This is a genomic window from Paenibacillus sp. FSL R5-0527, assembly GCF_038008055.1.
GTDB lineage: Bacteria > Bacillota > Bacilli > Paenibacillales > Paenibacillaceae > Fontibacillus > Fontibacillus macerans.
Map to the genome: position 1 here is coordinate 6,812,608 of NZ_JBBOYI010000001.1, position 17,634 is coordinate 6,830,241.

A 17,634-nucleotide genomic window follows, 5' to 3' on the forward strand; every position below is an offset into this window, starting at 1 on the left:
TCTCTTCCTTTTAATCGTAATCATTACGTATTTATCGAAAACATAATATCGTAGAAATTACGATTTGTAAACCGGCCAAGGCAGCGGATTATTGAATTTATTCCAATCCTGCTTCATTTCTTCTTCATTCAACAAGCAACGGGCCAGCCTTCTCTCAATATCTTTTTGATTCATGTCCATACCGATGAAGACCAGTTCGGTCATTCGATCGCCCCAGGTATTATCCCAGCGTTCCAGAACTTCGGGTTCGCTGTCCAACACTTCGCGCTGCTGATCTTCCGGTAAAGCCGCCAACCAATAACCTGCGGGACCAAACTGAATGGAAGGACCTGCCTGGCTTAACGATGCCGCCATATCGCCACGCGCTGCGATCCATACCAGTCCCTTGGCACGAACTACTTCGACAGGCCAATTGTTTAAAAAATAACTGAGACGCTGAGGATGAAACGGAATTCTGCTGCGATACACAAAGGACCCTATTCCATATTCCTCGGTTTCCGGAGTATGCTCTTTATTCGTAAGCTCCGCAATCCACCCTGAGGACATGCTCGTCTTTTCAAAATCAAACAAACCCGTGTTCAAAATTTCCTTGGGGTCCACAGCTCCATTCACGGTCCGAATGATTTTAGCCGTCGGTTGAAGCTTCTTCAATACGGCCTCCAGCTTCACCAGCTCCTTCTCCTCCACCAGATCGCACTTGTTCAACAGCAAAACATCGCAGGTTTCAATCTGATCGATCAAAAGATCTACAATATCTCTATAGTCGGTTTCTCCCACCGCCTGATTACGGTCAAGCAAGCTTTCCCCCGATGCGAAGTCGTGCCAGAAGCGGTTGGCATCAACGACAGTAACCATCGTATCCAATCGGGCCAGGGCGGTTAAATCGATGTCCAAATCCGGATTGGCATAAGTAAAGGTTTGCGCCACCGGGATGGGTTCGCTGATACCCGACGATTCGATCAGAATGTAATCAAAGCGCCCCTCGCCGGCCAGCTTCTGCACCTCGCGCAGCAAATCGTCCCGCAGCGTGCAGCAGATGCAGCCATTGGACATCTCCACCAGCTTTTCTTCCGTTCTTGACAATGCGTTCCCCGATTTTACGAGATTGGCGTCCACATTAACTTCGCTCATGTCATTGACAATAACGGCTACCTTCAATCCATCCTTGTTATGCAAAACATGATTTAACAAGGTCGTTTTCCCGGATCCCAGATAACCGCTTAGAACCGTGACCGGAATTTTCTTTGATGTTTGTTCAGCCAACATATAAACCCTCCTAGCGCGTTTCGCGGTGCAGCGTGTATTTTCTTAGCCTAGGGCAGTATTTGCGCAATTCCATGCGTTCGGGGTGCGTCTTCTTATTTTTGGTGGTCGTGTAATTGCGGTCTCCCGTTTCGGTGCACGCCAAGGTAATAACAACTCTCATTTAAAAACATCTCCTTCTATTCGTAATTATTACGATTTAATTATTTTACTTGCTCTTCTCCTTTATGTCAATCGCTCCGAATTACCTCGGAATGCCCCAATAACGGAGTTCCTGATTTTAATGCTGCCCTACTTTGTATACGCGGTCGCACAACCGATGAAGCAGGCTCTCCTCATGGCTGACCACAACGACGCCGATGGACCGGCTTTGGCAAATGTTCAAAAACGCGCGCCAAATTTGTGCCTGTGTAATGGCATCCAGCATAGTGGTCATCTCATCGGCAATAATATATTGGGTATCATGATGGAGCGCGCGAACAATGCAAAAACGCTGCTTCTCGCCTCCCGACAGCTCAAGCGGCCAGCGGTCCAGCCACTCCTTGCGGATTTCAAAAGCCTCGAGAATCTCCGGGGAGGGGGTATAGGATTCGTTCAACACATCCTTCATTCGCCACTTTGGATTAATCGCCTTTTCCGGGTGCTGATAAATCAATTGCACCGGACGAAAAGAGCGCCGCGCAAGCGGCCTCCCGTCCAGCATAACGCGGCCGGCGCGCGGCGGAACATAACCGGCGAGCATTCGGGCCAGCGTTGTTTTGCCGCATCCGCTGTAGCCCGACAATCCCAGCACTTCACCCGGGGCAATCGTGATGTTTATGTCCTGCAGTATGCAGTGATCTTTCCGATAATAGTAGCCCAGATTCTCTCCAACTAAAGCCAAGCTTCCCCAACTCCCCTTTCCTTCCATTCCGGATCGAAATCATTCTGCGGCAAAGCCCTCCATAACCGGCGCGTATATTCGGACTGGAGAAGCTCCCCGTTACCGGCAAATGCCGCCGCATCCGAAATTTCTATCGTCGTTCCGTCCTTGAGAACCGCCACCCGATCCGCGATTTCCAGCGCAGACACGATATCATGGGTAATCAGCATCACCCCTGCCCCATCGGCCGCGAATTGCTTCAATTGCCGCAAGATTTCGGAAAGCGCCTGCGGATGGATTCCCGGCGTAGGTTCATCGGCAATGACCAGCTTGATCCCTTCCCGGACGCTTGTGGCAAACAGCACCCTGCGCAGCATGCCTCCCGACAATTCAAACGGAAAAAGACGCCCATCCCTTTCTTGCAGTCCGTATTGCACAAACAATTCTTCTTGCTTTTTCTTTGCAATTTTCCGGTCAAGTCCGATCTGAACCTGCCGCCCTACGCGCATCAGCGGATCGAGATAATTGACGGATTGCGGAATGAACGAAATTTCACTCCCTCTCAGGCGCTTCTTTCTTTCTTCCGTCAGTTCTTCCCCTCTATACAACATTTTCCCGCTGCAGATCGCATTCCCGGGCAGTATCCCCAACACGGCGTGAGCCAGCAAGCTTTTGCCGGAGCCGCTAGCTCCGACAACCGCCACGATTTCCCCCTCGCCAATTTCCACATGCATATTCGCTATGGGACGAATGATTCGCTTGTGTGTCCCCTTCAAATATTGTGAAAATCCAATCGACAAATCCTCCACCTTCAACAAAACGTTCTTCTCAGCGTCTCCCATGCTAGCCTCCTAAAAGTTTTGTGAGCGTTGCTTCCTGATCAACTTCGTACAAAACTCGCTTCGGAAGCATCGGCTCATTCGTGAGAACTGACCGGCTCCGTCAAAATACGGAACTGTTCGCCGATACTGTCAAAGCTTTTGATCACCGTGACCAGCAGCAAGCCGGGAAACACGACCAACCACCATTTTCCGGTCGAAATATGGTTCATCGCTTCCGACAGAATAATGCCTACAGCCGGCGTTTGCGGAGACAGGCCAAATCCCAAAAAGGTCAGTGCCGCTTCATGCAAGATTACATGAGGAAACATGAGCAGAAAGCCGATCATCATTTGCGGAAAAATCGCCGGCAGCAGATGCTTTCTGGCTATATACCAAGGGGATTTCCCGTAGCTTTTGGAGATTTGAATATATTCGGCATTTTTGATTTGGAGCACCTCCGATCGGACGACTCTGGCCAGCGCTGTCCAATGCGTCAGTGAAATCCCCAATACGATGCCATAGAGGCCCCCGCCGGCAATAAAACAAATGAGCACCATAAAGACAAGATGGGGCATGCCGATAAACAAATCGATGACCCAGGAAATGACGGCATCCACGGCTTTGCCGAACGTTGCCGCACAAATCCCCATGACTACGGCAATCACCACACTGAGCAAGGAAGTAAACGCGCCGATCGTCAGCGACAGACGCAAGCCTTTGATCGTCCGTGTGAACATGTCTCTTCCCAGCCAATCGGTTCCAAACAGGTGACTGATACTTGGAGCCCGGTTTTTGCCCCCTGCGCCCAAACGAAGATTGTCGTCGCTCAGCAAAAAGCTGAGCAGCAGCAGCACAAACAGAAAACCAATCGAGGCAACGAGCATCCGGATCATTTTTTTGCGAGCATTAAATCCTTCTTGTACGGACTGCATTACCGCGCCTCCTTCGTTCGGGGATCGATTACATTGTTCAGTACATCGGCGATCAGGTTTCCGGCAAAAACGAACAAGGAACTGATCAGAATGATGCCCACCATCAGCGGAAGATCGCCCTTCAACCCCGCCGTCGTTAAGGTGCTGCCGAGTCCGGGATAAGCGAATACCTGCTCGGCAAGCATGGAACCTCCAAACAGCTCGCCAAAATACGCAAACTGAAGCGAAATCGCCGGAAGAATGGAGTTGCGGAAGCCGTGGTTTTTGAAGATTTGCCACCCGCTCTCTCCCCTGGCCCTGGCAAACACGACGTATTCCGAATTCAGGATGTCGATCATTTTCTCACGCGTGTGCATGGCGACATTGGCTACCCCCAAAATGCTTAAGGTTACCGCCGGTAAAACAAAGTGATGCAGCCGGTCGATGAACCGCACCTCGCTCTCCATAACTCCCGCCGGTACAGCCAGACCAACGGGAAACCAATGCAGCCAAACCGCAAAAACGATCATCAGGATGAGACCCATCCAGAAAATCGGCGTCGACACCAGCGTGTAGCTGTACCATTTGATCGCTCTGTCAATCATCTTCCCGCGATTCATGGCGGCCATGCTGCCCAGTGCATATCCGATCACTCCGGACAGTACCCACGCCGTTCCCATCAACGCCAGCGAGGTTAAAAAGCGGCTTTGAATAATATCGATGACCGGGCTGCGATACAGCAAAGAAGTGCCGAAATTGCCTTGCAATAACGCCCCCGCCCAGGAAAAATACTTCTCTACCGGACTTTGGTCGACGCCCCAATAAGCTTTGAACTTCTCGATTTGCTCCGGCGATGCCGAGCTGTCTCCGCCGATATAAGCATTCACGGGATCGATCGGCGAAAGTTGGACGAGGGAGAAGGTCAACATGGATAATCCAATCAGCAGGGTTACTACGCGAATGCAACGAATCGATATACTTCTGATCAAGCGAATCCCCCTTCTTTACATATGATCATCGGCAGCGGACTGGTTCCCCCATGTCCATTCGGTAATATTGCCGAACAACGCCCATTCATGACCATGCGAGTGAACCGGCTGTTTGCCGAGATCCAGCTTTTCATCGGCCAGATACAAGTGGTCTACGCGAACCAGCCAAACGATCGGGGCGTCTCCGATTCCGCTGAAACCTGTCTGTCCGTCCCATTGCGCCAGCTTCCAGTATTTATTGGCCTCCTCCTGCGTGGTTGCCGTAAGCGCATGATCCAGATATTCATCAACTTTGGCATTGCGATAGTTGGACATATTGTTGTAACCCGTGTCGATAACCTTGGAGGAATTCATCGTATACAACTGGTGAGGATGATGCCTTCCGCCTCCCCATGCTGCCGCGGCGGTTTTGCCTTTGACGTAAATTTCATCCCAGGTCGCGCCGATCAGATTGATCTTGATGCCAAATTCCTTGGCCTGGTCGGCAACGGCCAGCGAAAGGTCGGTGCGAAGCTGATCGCTGGAGCTGTAGTACATGTCGAACTCCGCCTTCAGGTCGTCTTTTTCCACAATGCCATCCTGATCGGCATCCGCCCAGCCTCCGCGGGCCAAAATTTGCTTCGCCGCTTCAATATCTCCGTCTTCTACAACCGTCTCTTCGTTAAACCAAGGCATATTATCGCACAGGCAGTATGCTTTTTGACCGTACCCGCCCAGCGCCACATCCAGCAGTTTCTGGCGGTCCAGCCCGATGTTCAGCGCCTGGCGGATAGCCAGATCGGAGGTCACATCATTCCCGACTTCCACTTCTTTGTCATTCGTTTTTCCCTTGCCGCCGCTTGGTACGGTGGGCAGCATGATTCCCCGGGAATCGATGCTTTCGAATGTGCGAAGCGTCATCCCTGGAACTTGTTGTTCCGCAAAGGTTGGCGGGACATAGACCATGTCCGCTTGCCCGGCTTTCGCCGCGGCCAGGGCGGCGTCCTCTTCCAGCAGCAGAAACGTCAATTTTTTGAATTGCGGCTCCTTCCCGTACCAATACGGGTTATACTCCATAATGATCTGCTGGCCGTCATTATATTGGACGACCTTATAGGGTCCCGAACCGATCGGATTGTTGGAATATTGATCGTTATAGTGAGCCTTGGGAACAATCCCGATTTCGGTGAGTTGGCTAACAAAGGTGGAACGGGGCTCGTTCAGATGAATGAGGATGGTATTCCCGTCCGCTATTTCGATCGACTTGACGAAAGACAAATCAAACTTTATACCGTCTTCCTTGAGCATTTCATATGTAAACTTGACATCCTCGGCCGTTACAGGTTCGCCACTGGAAAATTTCACGTCTTCACGGAGAGGAAAGGTCCACGTTAATCCATCCGCGCTGACGGAATAGGATTTGGCCAGATCTCCGATGAAGTTCAGATCGGAATCAATGGTTAGCAGCGAACTGTGAGTCAGGCGAATCTGGGCGTGCGTTCCCCAGCCCTTCTTCGGGTCGAACATCCCGATATCCACTTTTCCTACCGCTAAAACCAATTCCTCCTTGACCGTAAAATCTTTGGGGTCCGCGGACGCGTTTTCATGCCCGGTTGTTCCGGAATTGCAAGCGGTAACGAGCAATAACATAACCAATAAGTACGTTAGGGCTGGCAATGCCTTTCTCCCCAATAACTTTCTTACCAATATTCGCATATCTACCTCCATCGATAAATTTTTTAGGCCGGCATGGTCAAAGACACAAAAATTCCGGCCGCCCTTCTTTAATAGTAATAATTACGATTAATGACTTAATTGTAATTATAACGATTATTGGTGTCAATCATTATTTCTTGTCATACCGTTCCACAAACCTCGGTAAAACATAGCTCCCACGCAGATTTTTCGCCCGTAACCACAAAATGAATAGCACCCCAACCTTATTTGGTTTGAGGTGCTATTCACGGCTTTTTATCTCAAAATTCATTATAATAAGCAAAAGCACGTACACAGATTCAGGTAATAAAATCATAAATCACTCTGAGTCTTCCCCAACTTCGCCTTCCCTTCTTTTTCATCATACAAAAAAAGCTCTTAAGATAGGAGCATCCTCCTCTTAAGAGCTGATCATTTTGAATATGCCGGTGAGAGGACTCGAACCTCCACGGTTTCCCTCACGATTTTGAGTCGCGCGCGTCTGCCAATTCCGCCACACCGGCAAATATAAAATATATACAAAGTGCGGAAGACCAGACTTGAACTGGTACGGTAGTCACCTACCGCAGGATTTTAAGTCCTGTGCGTCTGCCGATTCCGCCACTCCCGCAAGTAAAAATAATGGAGGCGCCACCCAGATTCGAACTGGGGATAAAGCTTTTGCAGAGCTGTGCCTTACCACTTGGCTATGGCGCCAAAGATAAAAATGGAGCGGACGACGGGAATCGAACCCGCGACCCTCGCCTTGGCAAGGCGATGCTCTACCGCTGAGCCACGTCCGCTTATAAATGGCTGGGGATATAGGATTCGAACCTATGCATGACGGAGTCAAAGTCCGTTGCCTTACCGCTTGGCTAATCCCCAATAAAGTTGAAAATATGGGGCGATCGATGGGGATCGAACCCACGAATGCCGGAGCCACAATCCGGTGCGTTAACCACTTCGCCACGACCGCCATATTATTCAAGTTTCAAAACTGGCAGGGGCAGCAGGAATTGAACCCACACTAACGGTTTTGGAGACCGCTGTTCTACCTTTAAACTATGCCCCTATTAGATAAAACTGGTGGAGGCTGATGGATTCGAACCACCGAACTCGTCAGAGAACAGATTTACAGTCTGCTGCGTTTGGCCACTTCGCTAAGCCTCCACGTGGTGCCGGCGAGAGGACTTGAACCCCCAACCTACTGATTACAAGTCAGTTGCTCTACCAATTGAGCTACACCGGCTTTTAATTTTCGTTTTTTAATGGTGGCTCGGGACGGAATCGAACCGCCGACACGAGGATTTTCAGTCCTCTGCTCTACCGACTGAGCTACCGAGCCTTGCAATTAGATATAAATGGCGGAGCCGACGGGATTCGAACCCGCGGTCTCCTGCGTGACAGGCAGGCATGTTAGGCCTCTACACCACGGCTCCACACTGATAATTGCGAACTCCACAAACCGATCCGAGCAAGCCTAAGCTTTTCATCACTAATTTTGGAGTTAATTGCGGGGGCAGGATTTGAACCTGCGGCCTTCGGGTTATGAGCCCGACGAGCTACCGGGCTGCTCCACCCCGCGTCGTTAAAATACAATATGGTGGAGGCTGAGGGGATCGAACCCCCGACCCTCTGCTTGTAAGGCAGATGCTCTCCCAGCTGAGCTAAGCCTCCATGGAAAAGACAAATCTTATTGTACCAGATAACATAGCAACAAATCAAGTACTTCTGTAAATAAAGCTCTTCTCGGGGGATTCTTAACCCCAATTGAAACATATTAAGAAAGCAATGACCCGTAGGGGATACTCTCGCTTCGCTTGAGACTGCGAAGTATTCCTATCGAAGCCTATGCTCCGACGAACCCCTAATAGGGTTTCTCACCCCTGCTTGAAGCTATTAAGAAAGTGGTGACCCGTAGGGGATTCGAACCCCTGTTACCTCCGTGAAAGGGAGGTGTCTTAACCCCTTGACCAACGGGCCATATGATTAATGGCGGAGAGAGAGGGATTCGAACCCTCGAGACGCTTGTGACGCCTACACGATTTCCAATCGTGCTCCTTCGGCCAACTCGGACACCTCTCCACGTGTTTTGGGGTCCCCAGAAAGTAATCGGTATAAGCTTAGAAGCAAACCCACACTTTCTGGGGACTATGACTCCCCGAACAGGACTCGAACCTGTGACAACTCGATTAACAGTCGAGTGCTCTACCGACTGAGCTATCAGGGAACATTAATTAAATTTTCAAGGTGTTAATCCTTGAAAACTGGATACGAAACAAATTTGCTGTTTTAGTTCCCCTACTCCATTTCGGGGTATTTGTTTGGATAAGCCCTCGACCGATTAGTACCTGTCAGCTCCATGCATTGCTGCACTTCCACCTCAGGCCTATCAACCTCGTCGTCTTCAAGGGGTCTTACTAATTGGGAAATCTCATCTTGAGGGGGGCTTCACGCTTAGATGCTTTCAGCGCTTATCCCGTCCGCACTTAGCTACCCAGCTGTGCTCCTGGCGGAACAACTGGTACACCAGCGGTGCGTCCATCCCGGTCCTCTCGTACTAAGGACAGCTCCTCTCAAATTTCCTGCGCCCACGACAGATAGGGACCGAACTGTCTCACGACGTTCTGAACCCAGCTCGCGTACCGCTTTAATGGGCGAACAGCCCAACCCTTGGGACCTACTTCAGCCCCAGGATGCGATGAGCCGACATCGAGGTGCCAAACCTCCCCGTCGATGTGGACTCTTGGGGGAGATAAGCCTGTTATCCCCAGGGTAGCTTTTATCCGTTGAGCGATGGCCCTTCCATGCGGTACCACCGGATCACTAAGCCCGACTTTCGTCCCTGCTCGACTTGTCAGTCTCGCAGTCAAGCTCCCTTTTGCCTTTGCACTCTACGAATGATTTCCAACCATTCTGAGGGAACCTTGGGGCGCCTCCGTTACTCTTTAGGAGGCGACCGCCCCAGTCAAACTGCCCGCCTGACACGGTCCCCGTACCGGCTTACGGTACTGGGTTAGAACTCCGATACGATCAGGGTGGTATCCCAACGTCGCCTCCATGGAAGCTTGCGCTCCCACTTCCTAGGCTCCCACCTATCCTGTACAAATCGTATCAAAGTCCAATATCAAGCTGCAGTAAAGCTCCATGGGGTCTTTCCGTCTTGTCGCGGGTAACCTGCATCTTCACAGGTATTAAAATTTCACCGGATCTCTCGTTGAGACAGCGCCCAAGTCGTTACGCCATTCGTGCGGGTCAGAATTTACCTGACAAGGAATTTCGCTACCTTAGGACCGTTATAGTTACGGCCGCCGTTTACTGGGGCTTCGGTTCACAGCTTCGGGTTTAACCCCTAACCGCTCCCCTTAACCTTCCAGCACCGGGCAGGCGTCAGCCCGTATACTTCGCCTTGCGGCTTCGCACAGACCTGTGTTTTTGCTAAACAGTCGCTTGGGCCTTTTCACTGCGGCCCCCTCGAGCTATTCACTCTACCGGGGCACCCCTTCTCCCGAAGTTACGGGGTCATTTTGCCGAGTTCCTTAACGAGAGTTCTTCCGCGCGCCTTAGAATTCTCTTCTCGCCTACCTGTGTCGGTTTGCGGTACGGGCACCTTCTCCTGGCTAGAGGCTTTTCTCGGCAGTGTGAGATCATGACCTTCGGTACTGTAAATTTTCCCTCCCCATCACAGCCCAGCCTTACGGTGTGCGGATTTGCCTACACACCAGCCTCACTGCTTGGACGGGGCATTCCATCGCCCCGCGTCACTACCCTCCTGCGTCACCCCATCGCTCGTAGCGGATTATGGTGGTACAGGAATTTCAACCTGTTGTCCTTCGACTACGCCTTTCGGCCTCGCCTTAGGTCCCGACTTACCCTGAGCGGACGAACCTTCCTCAGGAACCCTTAGGCTTTCGGCGGATCAGATTCTCACTGATCTTTTCGTTACTCATACCGGCATTCTCACTTGTATGAAGTCCAGCGCTCCTTACGGTACACCTTCAACCTACATACAACGCTCCCCTACCCCTGATCTTACGATCAAGCCATAGCTTCGGTGGTGTGTTTAGCCCCGTTACATTTTCGGCGCAGAGTCACTCGACCAGTGAGCTATTACGCACTCTTTAAATGGTGGCTGCTTCTAAGCCAACATCCTGGTTGTCTGTGCAACTCCACATCCTTTCCCACTTAACACACACTTGGGGACCTTAGCTGATGGTCTGGGCTGTTTCCCTTTTGACAATGGATCTTAGCACTCACTGTCTGACTCCCGGTGAATCAGTCTATGGCATTCGGAGTTTGACTGAGCTTGGTAACCCTTGCGGGCCCCGCACCCAATCAGTGCTCTACCTCCACGACTGTCACACCGAGGCTAGCCCTAAAGCTATTTCGGGGAGAACCAGCTATCTCCGAGTTCGATTGGAATTTCTCCGCTACCCCCACCTCATCCCCGCACTTTTCAACGTACGTGGGTTCGGGCCTCCAGTGCGTGTTACCGCACCTTCACCCTGGACAGGGGTAGATCACACGGTTTCGGGTCTACGCCTACAAACTAAATTCGCCCTATTCAGACTCGCTTTCGCTGCGGCTCCGGCTTCTCGCCTTAACCTTGCTTGCAAACGTAACTCGCCGGTTCATTCTACAAAAGGCACGCCATCACCCATATAGAGGGCTCTGACTTCTTGTAAGCACACGGTTTCAGGTTCTGTTTCACTCCCCTTCCGGGGTGCTTTTCACCTTTCCCTCACGGTACTGCTTCACTATCGGTCGCTAGGGAGTATTTAGCCTTACCAGATGGTCCTGGCAGATTCATACGGGGTTTCACGTGCCCCGCACTACTCGGGATCCGTCTCGGAGGGCGGAGACTTTCGATTACAGGGCTTTTACCTTCTCTGGCCGGCCTTTCCAGACCTGTTCGTCTAACCTCCGCCTTTGTAACTCCATGTGAGACGTCCCACAACCCCGAAGAGCAAGCTCTTCGGTTTAGGCTAATCCGCGTTCGCTCGCCGCTACTGACGGAATCACTATTGTTTTCTCTTCCTCAGGGTACTTAGATGTTTCAGTTCCCCTGGTATGCCTCTTCACCACCTATGGATTCAGTGATGAGTGACTAGGTATTACCCCAGCCGGGTTTCCCCATTCGGACATCCCCGGATCGATGCTTGCTTACAGCTCCCCGAGGCAGTTTCGTTGTTCGCCACGTCCTTCTTCGGCTCCTAGCGCCTAGGCATCCTCCGTGTGCTCTTAGTAGCTTAACCATGATTTTTCCCGAAGGAAAAACATCAAACCACTAATATCTTCACTTGTTTTGACACAAGTTCAGCTAAAAGGATTGTTCTAAAACGCAAATTTCGTTTCGTTATCCAGTTTTCAAGGATCAAGTTTCTTCGCCATTTTACCGGCGGAAGAATATCTTATCATCTCCTGCCTCACCGTTCAACCGGTAAGTGTTGGAAACAATAAAGTATGGTGGAGCCAAGGAGGATCGAACTCCTGACCTCCTGCTTGCAAGGCAGGCGCTCTCCCAGCTGAGCTATGGCCCCATAGATTTATCCCAAAAATTAACGTCATGCTGTGAAGGCGATTCCGAATGAATTATCGGCGACTTCTACCAAAAAACACGCAGCACATGTTATGGGATTATGGTGGGCCCTAGTGGACTCGAACCACCGACCTCACCCTTATCAGGGGTGCGCTCTAACCAACTGAGCTAAGGGCCCATAACAATATTTATTTATGCACCCAAAAATGGGCTGCGCTTGGCGACGTCCTACTCTCCCAGGACCCTTCGGTCCAAGTACCATCGGCGCTGGAGGGCTTAACGGTCGTGTTCGGGATGGGTACGCGTGGAACCCCTCCGCCATCATCACCAAACGCATGAGAGTTTGAACTCTCAAAACTGACCAACGAGTGAGTAAGTTTGCTAACCTGAGTTAGCTATTTGAATGCTTCCATCGCAGGAAGCGATTCTCCATAGAAAGGAGGTGATCCAGCCGCACCTTCCGATACGGCTACCTTGTTACGACTTCACCCCAATCATCTACCCCACCTTCGGCGGCTGGCCCCTTGCGGTTACCTCACCGACTTCGGGTGTTGTAAACTCTCGTGGTGTGACGGGCGGTGTGTACAAGACCCGGGAACGTATTCACCGCGGCATGCTGATCCGCGATTACTAGCAATTCCGACTTCATGCAGGCGAGTTGCAGCCTGCAATCCGAACTGAGACCGGCTTTTCTAGGATTCGCTCCAGATCGCTCCTTCGCTTCCCGTTGTACCGGCCATTGTAGTACGTGTGTAGCCCAGGTCATAAGGGGCATGATGATTTGACGTCATCCCCACCTTCCTCCGGTTTGTCACCGGCAGTCACTCTAGAGTGCCCACCATTACATGCTGGCAACTAAAGTCAAGGGTTGCGCTCGTTGCGGGACTTAACCCAACATCTCACGACACGAGCTGACGACAACCATGCACCACCTGTCTCCTCTGTCCCGAAGGAAAGCCATATCTCTACAGCGGTCAGAGGGATGTCAAGACCTGGTAAGGTTCTTCGCGTTGCTTCGAATTAAACCACATACTCCACTGCTTGTGCGGGTCCCCGTCAATTCCTTTGAGTTTCAGCCTTGCGGCCGTACTCCCCAGGCGGAGTGCTTAATGTGTTTACTTCGGCACCAAGGGTATCGAAACCCCTAACACCTAGCACTCATCGTTTACGGCGTGGACTACCAGGGTATCTAATCCTGTTTGCTCCCCACGCTTTCGCGCCTCAGCGTCAGTTACAGCCCAGAGAGTCGCCTTCGCCACTGGTGTTCCTCCACATCTCTACGCATTTCACCGCTACACGTGGAATTCCACTCTCCTCTTCTGCACTCAAGCCGTCCAGTTTCCAGTGCGACCCGGGGTTGAGCCCCAGGATTAAACACCAGACTTAAACAGCCGCCTGCGCGCGCTTTACGCCCAATAATTCCGGACAACGCTTGCCCCCTACGTATTACCGCGGCTGCTGGCACGTAGTTAGCCGGGGCTTTCTTCTCAGGTACCGTCACTCCTGTAGCAGTTACTCTACAGGACGTTCTTCCCTGGCAACAGAGCTTTACGATCCGAAAACCTTCATCACTCACGCGGCGTTGCTCCGTCAGACTTTCGTCCATTGCGGAAGATTCCCTACTGCTGCCTCCCGTAGGAGTCTGGGCCGTGTCTCAGTCCCAGTGTGGCCGTTCACCCTCTCAGGTCGGCTACGCATCGTCGCCTTGGTGAGCCGTTACCCCACCAACTAGCTAATGCGCCGCAGGCCCATCCGTAAGTGACAGATTGCTCCGCCTTTCCCAAGCCTCCCATGCGAGAGACTTGATTATCCGGTATTAGCTACCGTTTCCGGTAGTTATCCCGGTCTTACGGGCAGGTTGCCTACGTGTTACTCACCCGTCCGCCGCTAACCATCAGGAGTGCAAGCACTCCATCAGGTCCGCTCGACTTGCATGTATTAGGCACGCCGCCAGCGTTCGTCCTGAGCCAGGATCAAACTCTCCAATAAAGGTTGTTTGACTTGCTCATTTAGAAAAACTGACGAGAATTTTAATTCTCATTTAATACTCACTCGTTGTTCAGTTTTCAAAGATCAAACCATTCATGATGATATTCAATTCGGCATAATGCCGAGCTCAATCTCATCTTATTTGTCGCTAATTCATTTCAGCAGCGACCTTTTTAATATATCACATCAGCCTTTATTAAGTCAAGAAGTTTTTTGAAAAAATCTTCGGCATAATGCCGATTGACGCTTCAAAACTTCGTTGCCTTTTTAAGGGCGAGATATAATGTATCACAGATTCAACCCAGGAGTCAACCCCCTAAGTTGCAGGAATTATATAGGAACTTCAAACGGCCTTTTCAAACCCAATACCGCAATTCGCGTTGTTCGCCTTTGCTTTCTTTTTGGGTCTTGGCGGACTCCTTTATCAGCCCCCTATACACCAATCTTCGAAGCACGAGGGGAAGTTCGTCCTTCACATGAGCAAGTTCGGGAAGCTGCATCAGTTCCTGAATGCTCCAGGCTTCCTTGCGGCTGCCTAATATGCGCAAGAGCGGCGAACAGCAGCTTTCCATTTTGCTTGTCAAAGAGAACTCGCAAGCCAGCAGAACGAGTTGGATGCGCTGCTCCAGCGTCTCCGAATTATCCGTCAGCTCGTCGAACAATTTGTAAACGACCGAGTTTAAGGACCGCACCTGTTCCCACACCCGGCTCTCCGGCAGTATCCCCTGCTCGATCAGCTCGATCCGGGCATAATGCTTGAGCGCCTGCAGCACGCTGTAATACGCATCCAGCAAGTCCTGGGCCGCAGTGAGCTTCTTGGCTTCGCTGTACATCTTAAGGAATTTCGCGAACTCTTTCAATTTGCGCTTTTCCCTGATGCCGTCTTCAAACTGATTGATATATGAACGGAAAGCCGCCAATTCCCCGGCAATGTCCCAAATAATCTCCCCATGCAAAAAGGATTTGACCAGTTCCCGGTTATCCCCGGCAATGACCCAGTCTTCAATGTCGCTGCAATCGAGATGCAAAAGCTGATAATGAGCGTCGCCGCTTAGGCAATGCTCGACCCGAATCCCTCGCTCCTCCAATCCATGATGCACCACCAGGATCAGAAACTCGAAATCGTGCAGCAGCGTGTCGTGAGAACTTCCGTTGTCCTGGCGGTATCCGATCGCTCCGATCGCCTGACGGCCGGCCTTCTCTTCGTCCATTATCGAAAAAATGGTTGGTTCCACGAATAGCCTCCCACCTTGGCGTATTCCTGCCAATTCGTTATAATATAGTTCTACGCCTAGTTAAAGTTTCCTTCTTGCATTTTTTGGCTGGCGAAGGTTTTGGACGGGAGCGCGCCGGACACAGATACCGGAGCAATTTATAAGGAATCGAGGTTTGCCCGATGTTTTTTAAATCAAGTAAAATCAATGAATTCCGGCTTTGGGGTTTGCTGCTGACCATGCTTGGCATGGGTTTGATGGTGCTTGGGACCGCGGGGATCGTATTTTGGGGACAATCCGGCAAAATCGTCGCCGGCATCGGCCTGGTCATCGGGTTAATTTCGATGCTGGGCAGCCTGGCGGTCTATTTTTGGGCCGGCATGCTGTCGACCTCGGCCGTTCAACTGGAATGTCCGGAATGCCATAAATTGACCAAAATGCTCGGGAAAACCGACCGCTGCATGTTCTGCAAAACGATGCTTACCCTTGACCCGGCCAAGGCCAATATCACGGCGGACCAACTTGAGCAGCAAGGAACCGCCACTACGGCCAAAAACGGATAGAATTATGCAAAAAAGCGGATCGCTTGGGAGAGCGATCCGCTTTTTTTGCTATAAACTATTCTATGATTCCACTAAGCACATCCCAGGCCTCATCCGAAGCAAAACTTCGGTTCCAGGCGGCGATGCCCGCCAGATCAAGCGATTTGGCCAGCTCCACGCGCCGGGCCAGAGACGTTGCATCCTCCAGCCATATTCGGTGCAGACCTTCCTTATCGCTGTACTCCACATAATTCTGCCCGGTTTCTTCGGCCAGGCGGGGATTCAGCTTCTTTTCGGCGATAATTTCCTGAGCCCGCTTCATGCCGATCGCTTTCGAGCTGACTTCCGTTTTGCCGTCTTTTTCGGTTTCCGTCCAGATCCGCGTATAGAGCGGAACGCCGAGGATCAGCTTCTCCGGAGGAACACCATCCTCCTGCAAAATCCGGGTCGCGGAGGATTCGGCCCACGGGAGCGAAGCAACCGAGCCGGAAACCGGGCTGGCCGCCCAATGCTCGTCATAAGCCATTAATATCATATAGTCCACGGCTTCCCCAAGCTTCGCGCGGTCCAGAAAAGCAGACCACATCTCGCTGTTCGATTTCGGGGTGACGTCGATCGAGACGATCAGTCCCTGCTCCTCGGCGAGCGGGCGCAGCTCGCGAACGAATTGGATCAAATTTTCCTTGTCCTCGGTATATACGTTTTCGTAGTCGATATTAATTCCGTCCAGATCGTAAATTTGGGCGTAATGAAGCATTTGCAAAATGGTCGTCAGCCGCCGGTCGAAATTCGCCAGCGCTTCCGTCGTCCGGTCCGGATCAAAGCTGTTGCTGAACAGCCCCCACACCTGCATCCCTTGGGCATGAGCCCATTTCACATACGCGATGTCGGCCTTGCTTTGCACATTCCCTTCATTGTCCGCCAGCGAAAACCAGGTCGGGCTCACCACATTCACGCCCGGCAGCTTGCCGATGGAGGCGGGATTGGGCGCGACTTGATATACGGCCTCCCAGGTCATGCTGATCTTCTTGGACATGCGCTTTTGCTTGTCCGCAGAGAGCTCCAGCTTCAGTTCCGGAACCGTTCTTTTCTCCCCGACGAGCACGTTCTTATGACGTACATATCCCGTATAGCCGTTGTTCATCTGGACATAATACCAATCATCGGCCGACTGCAGGATGCGCAGCTCGGTATCCGGCTTCATATCCGCCAGGACCGGCTGGTGAATGTTCGGCCCCGTGCGCAGCGGCACCGTGGCATCCTTGTCCCGCGATGACGTCTGCACGCTGGCCTGCTGCACGCTCTCCCCCGCTTTGGCCAGCAAGACGGCTCCCGATTCCGGGTCTTCCTGCACTTCGGCTCCGTAAATCTCCGCAAGCAGATGAGCCGGCAGGTACAGAACCCCGTCCTTCTCCTCCGGAGCAAACAGCAGCTCCGTCGGCTTGTTGTTGATTTTGGCGATCTTTTCATTCGCCTTAAGGAAAACCAGCTTCCGCGGCGTGGTCAGAATAACGGATTTCGTCCCCTCTTCATACCTAACATTCGGATCAATGGCCGATTGAATGACAGGGAGCGGCAGCTTCAAACCGTCCCCCTCACCCATGGCCGAACCGTCCAACAGCTCCCCGCCGAGGAATATCGGTTTCTCCACCTTCCCGTACCATTCCGGGTTGACATGGCTGCGGTTAGGCAGTAATGCCGTAGCCGCCCAATAGATGCCTGCAATCACAATTACGAGTCCAAACCACCATTTCAGCTTGCCGCCGCGTCTTTTTCTGCGATAAGTGCTTTTCCTGCTCCTCAATGCCCTACCTCCGCATACTAGATTTC

General features: G+C 51.7%; 10 protein-coding genes, 18 tRNA genes and 3 rRNA genes. 1 reads left to right on the forward strand and 30 read right to left on the reverse strand.

The annotated features are described in order from the left end of the window. Window positions 1-57: 57 nt before the first annotated feature. The 29 genes from NYE69_RS30700 to NYE69_RS30840 all read right to left on the reverse strand — a co-directional run bounded on the left by NYE69_RS30700 (window position 58) and on the right by NYE69_RS30840 (window position 15,283). Window positions 58-1,266 carry a GTP-binding protein gene (locus NYE69_RS30700; protein ID WP_328271562.1) on the reverse strand — a complete coding sequence of 403 codons (1,209 nt, stop codon included), beginning with the start codon at window positions 1,264-1,266 and terminating at the stop codon, window positions 58-60. Between the two features lie 10 nt (window positions 1,267-1,276). After that, window positions 1,277-1,426 carry a 50S ribosomal protein L33 gene (rpmG, locus tag NYE69_RS30705; protein ID WP_082672940.1) on the reverse strand — a complete coding sequence of 50 codons (150 nt, stop codon included), beginning with the start codon at window positions 1,424-1,426 and terminating at the stop codon, window positions 1,277-1,279. A 117-nt stretch (window positions 1,427-1,543) separates the two neighbouring features. Continuing rightward, window positions 1,544-2,146: an ABC transporter ATP-binding protein gene (locus NYE69_RS30710; protein WP_328271561.1), complete on the reverse strand. Its 603-nt coding sequence runs from the start codon at window positions 2,144-2,146 to the stop codon at window positions 1,544-1,546. Then, a complete protein-coding gene (locus NYE69_RS30715; protein WP_340929844.1) occupies window positions 2,137-2,967 on the reverse strand; it encodes an ATP-binding cassette domain-containing protein in 831 nt (276 codons plus the stop codon). The genes NYE69_RS30710 and NYE69_RS30715 overlap by 10 nt, the downstream gene beginning before the upstream one ends. 74 nt (window positions 2,968-3,041) lie before the next feature. After that, window positions 3,042-3,878: an ABC transporter permease gene (locus NYE69_RS30720; protein WP_328271559.1), complete on the reverse strand. Its 837-nt coding sequence runs from the start codon at window positions 3,876-3,878 to the stop codon at window positions 3,042-3,044. Next, window positions 3,878-4,846 carry an ABC transporter permease gene (locus NYE69_RS30725; protein WP_340929846.1) on the reverse strand — a complete coding sequence of 323 codons (969 nt, stop codon included), beginning with the start codon at window positions 4,844-4,846 and terminating at the stop codon, window positions 3,878-3,880. The genes NYE69_RS30720 and NYE69_RS30725 overlap by 1 nt, the downstream gene beginning before the upstream one ends. A 15-nt stretch (window positions 4,847-4,861) precedes the next feature. After that, complete coding sequence (locus tag NYE69_RS30730) at window positions 4,862-6,502, reverse strand: ABC transporter substrate-binding protein (RefSeq protein WP_340929848.1); 1,641 nt, start codon at window positions 6,500-6,502, stop codon at window positions 4,862-4,864. 462 nt (window positions 6,503-6,964) lie between these two features. Beyond that, a tRNA-Leu gene (locus tag NYE69_RS30735) sits at window positions 6,965-7,044 on the reverse strand. Between the two features lie 21 nt (window positions 7,045-7,065). Then, a tRNA-Leu gene (locus NYE69_RS30740) sits at window positions 7,066-7,151 on the reverse strand. A gap of 12 nt (window positions 7,152-7,163) precedes the next feature. Then, window positions 7,164-7,237, reverse strand: a tRNA-Cys gene (locus NYE69_RS30745). Between the two features lie 11 nt (window positions 7,238-7,248). Next, window positions 7,249-7,323, reverse strand: a tRNA-Gly gene (locus NYE69_RS30750). A 7-nt stretch (window positions 7,324-7,330) separates the two neighbouring features. Beyond that, a tRNA-Gln gene (locus tag NYE69_RS30755) sits at window positions 7,331-7,405 on the reverse strand. A gap of 15 nt (window positions 7,406-7,420) precedes the next feature. Next, window positions 7,421-7,496 (reverse strand) — tRNA-His (locus tag NYE69_RS30760). Window positions 7,497-7,518: 22 nt separating this feature from the next. Then, window positions 7,519-7,592 (reverse strand) — tRNA-Trp (locus NYE69_RS30765). 12 nt (window positions 7,593-7,604) lie between these two features. Continuing rightward, window positions 7,605-7,690 (reverse strand) — tRNA-Tyr (locus NYE69_RS30770). A gap of 3 nt (window positions 7,691-7,693) precedes the next feature. Further along, window positions 7,694-7,769, reverse strand: a tRNA-Thr gene (locus tag NYE69_RS30775). Window positions 7,770-7,789: 20 nt separating this feature from the next. Beyond that, window positions 7,790-7,865: transfer RNA gene (locus NYE69_RS30780), tRNA-Phe, on the reverse strand. Window positions 7,866-7,882: 17 nt separating this feature from the next. After that, a tRNA-Asp gene (locus NYE69_RS30785) sits at window positions 7,883-7,959 on the reverse strand. A 72-nt stretch (window positions 7,960-8,031) separates the two neighbouring features. After that, window positions 8,032-8,105: transfer RNA gene (locus NYE69_RS30790), tRNA-Met, on the reverse strand. Between the two features lie 16 nt (window positions 8,106-8,121). Further along, window positions 8,122-8,197, reverse strand: a tRNA-Val gene (locus tag NYE69_RS30795). Window positions 8,198-8,428: 231 nt separating this feature from the next. Next, window positions 8,429-8,503 (reverse strand) — tRNA-Glu (locus NYE69_RS30800). A gap of 10 nt (window positions 8,504-8,513) precedes the next feature. Beyond that, window positions 8,514-8,605, reverse strand: a tRNA-Ser gene (locus tag NYE69_RS30805). A 72-nt stretch (window positions 8,606-8,677) separates the two neighbouring features. After that, window positions 8,678-8,750, reverse strand: a tRNA-Asn gene (locus NYE69_RS30810). Between the two features lie 94 nt (window positions 8,751-8,844). Next, window positions 8,845-11,775 (reverse strand): 23S ribosomal RNA (locus NYE69_RS30815). 209 nt (window positions 11,776-11,984) lie between these two features. Then, a tRNA-Ala gene (locus tag NYE69_RS30820) sits at window positions 11,985-12,060 on the reverse strand. 100 nt (window positions 12,061-12,160) lie between these two features. Next, window positions 12,161-12,237, reverse strand: a tRNA-Ile gene (locus NYE69_RS30825). Between the two features lie 37 nt (window positions 12,238-12,274). After that, a 5S ribosomal RNA gene (gene rrf / locus NYE69_RS30830) occupies window positions 12,275-12,391 on the reverse strand. Window positions 12,392-12,494: 103 nt separating this feature from the next. Next, window positions 12,495-14,048, reverse strand: a 16S ribosomal RNA gene (locus NYE69_RS30835). The 16S, 23S and 5S rRNA genes sit together here with 18 tRNA genes alongside, the layout of an rRNA operon. Window positions 14,049-14,404: 356 nt before the next feature. Beyond that, window positions 14,405-15,283 (reverse strand): nucleotidyltransferase-like protein, encoded by an 879-nt coding sequence (locus tag NYE69_RS30840; RefSeq protein ID WP_328273384.1) that lies wholly within the window; start codon window positions 15,281-15,283, stop codon window positions 14,405-14,407. 161 nt (window positions 15,284-15,444) lie between these two features. Here NYE69_RS30840 and NYE69_RS30845 point away from each other — a divergent pair, with 161 nt between their 5' ends. Beyond that, window positions 15,445-15,825, forward strand: coding sequence for a DUF2614 family zinc ribbon-containing protein (locus NYE69_RS30845; RefSeq protein ID WP_036619754.1), 381 nt, complete (start codon window positions 15,445-15,447; stop codon window positions 15,823-15,825). Window positions 15,826-15,880: 55 nt separating this feature from the next. On the opposite strand, the gene NYE69_RS30850 is transcribed toward NYE69_RS30845, so the two are convergent. After that, complete coding sequence (locus NYE69_RS30850; protein ID WP_340929851.1) at window positions 15,881-17,608, reverse strand: glycosyl hydrolase family 18 protein; 1,728 nt, start codon at window positions 17,606-17,608, stop codon at window positions 15,881-15,883. Window positions 17,609-17,634 lie beyond the last annotated feature (26 nt).

What these genes read in the sequence shown, in the direction of transcription:
- NYE69_RS30700 (WP_328271562.1), bottom strand. Translation starts at nt 1,266, where the DNA reads ATGTTGGCTGAACAAACATCAAAGAAAATTCCGGTCACGGTTCTAAGC.
- rpmG (WP_082672940.1), bottom strand. Translation starts at nt 1,426, where the DNA reads ATGAGAGTTGTTATTACCTTGGCGTGCACCGAAACGGGAGACCGCAAT.
- NYE69_RS30715 (WP_340929844.1), bottom strand. Translation starts at nt 2,967, where the DNA reads ATGGGAGACGCTGAGAAGAACGTTTTGTTGAAGGTGGAGGATTTGTCG.
- NYE69_RS30720 (WP_328271559.1), bottom strand. Translation starts at nt 3,878, where the DNA reads ATGCAGTCCGTACAAGAAGGATTTAATGCTCGCAAAAAAATGATCCGG.
- NYE69_RS30845 (WP_036619754.1), top strand. Translation starts at nt 15,445, where the DNA reads ATGTTTTTTAAATCAAGTAAAATCAATGAATTCCGGCTTTGGGGTTTG.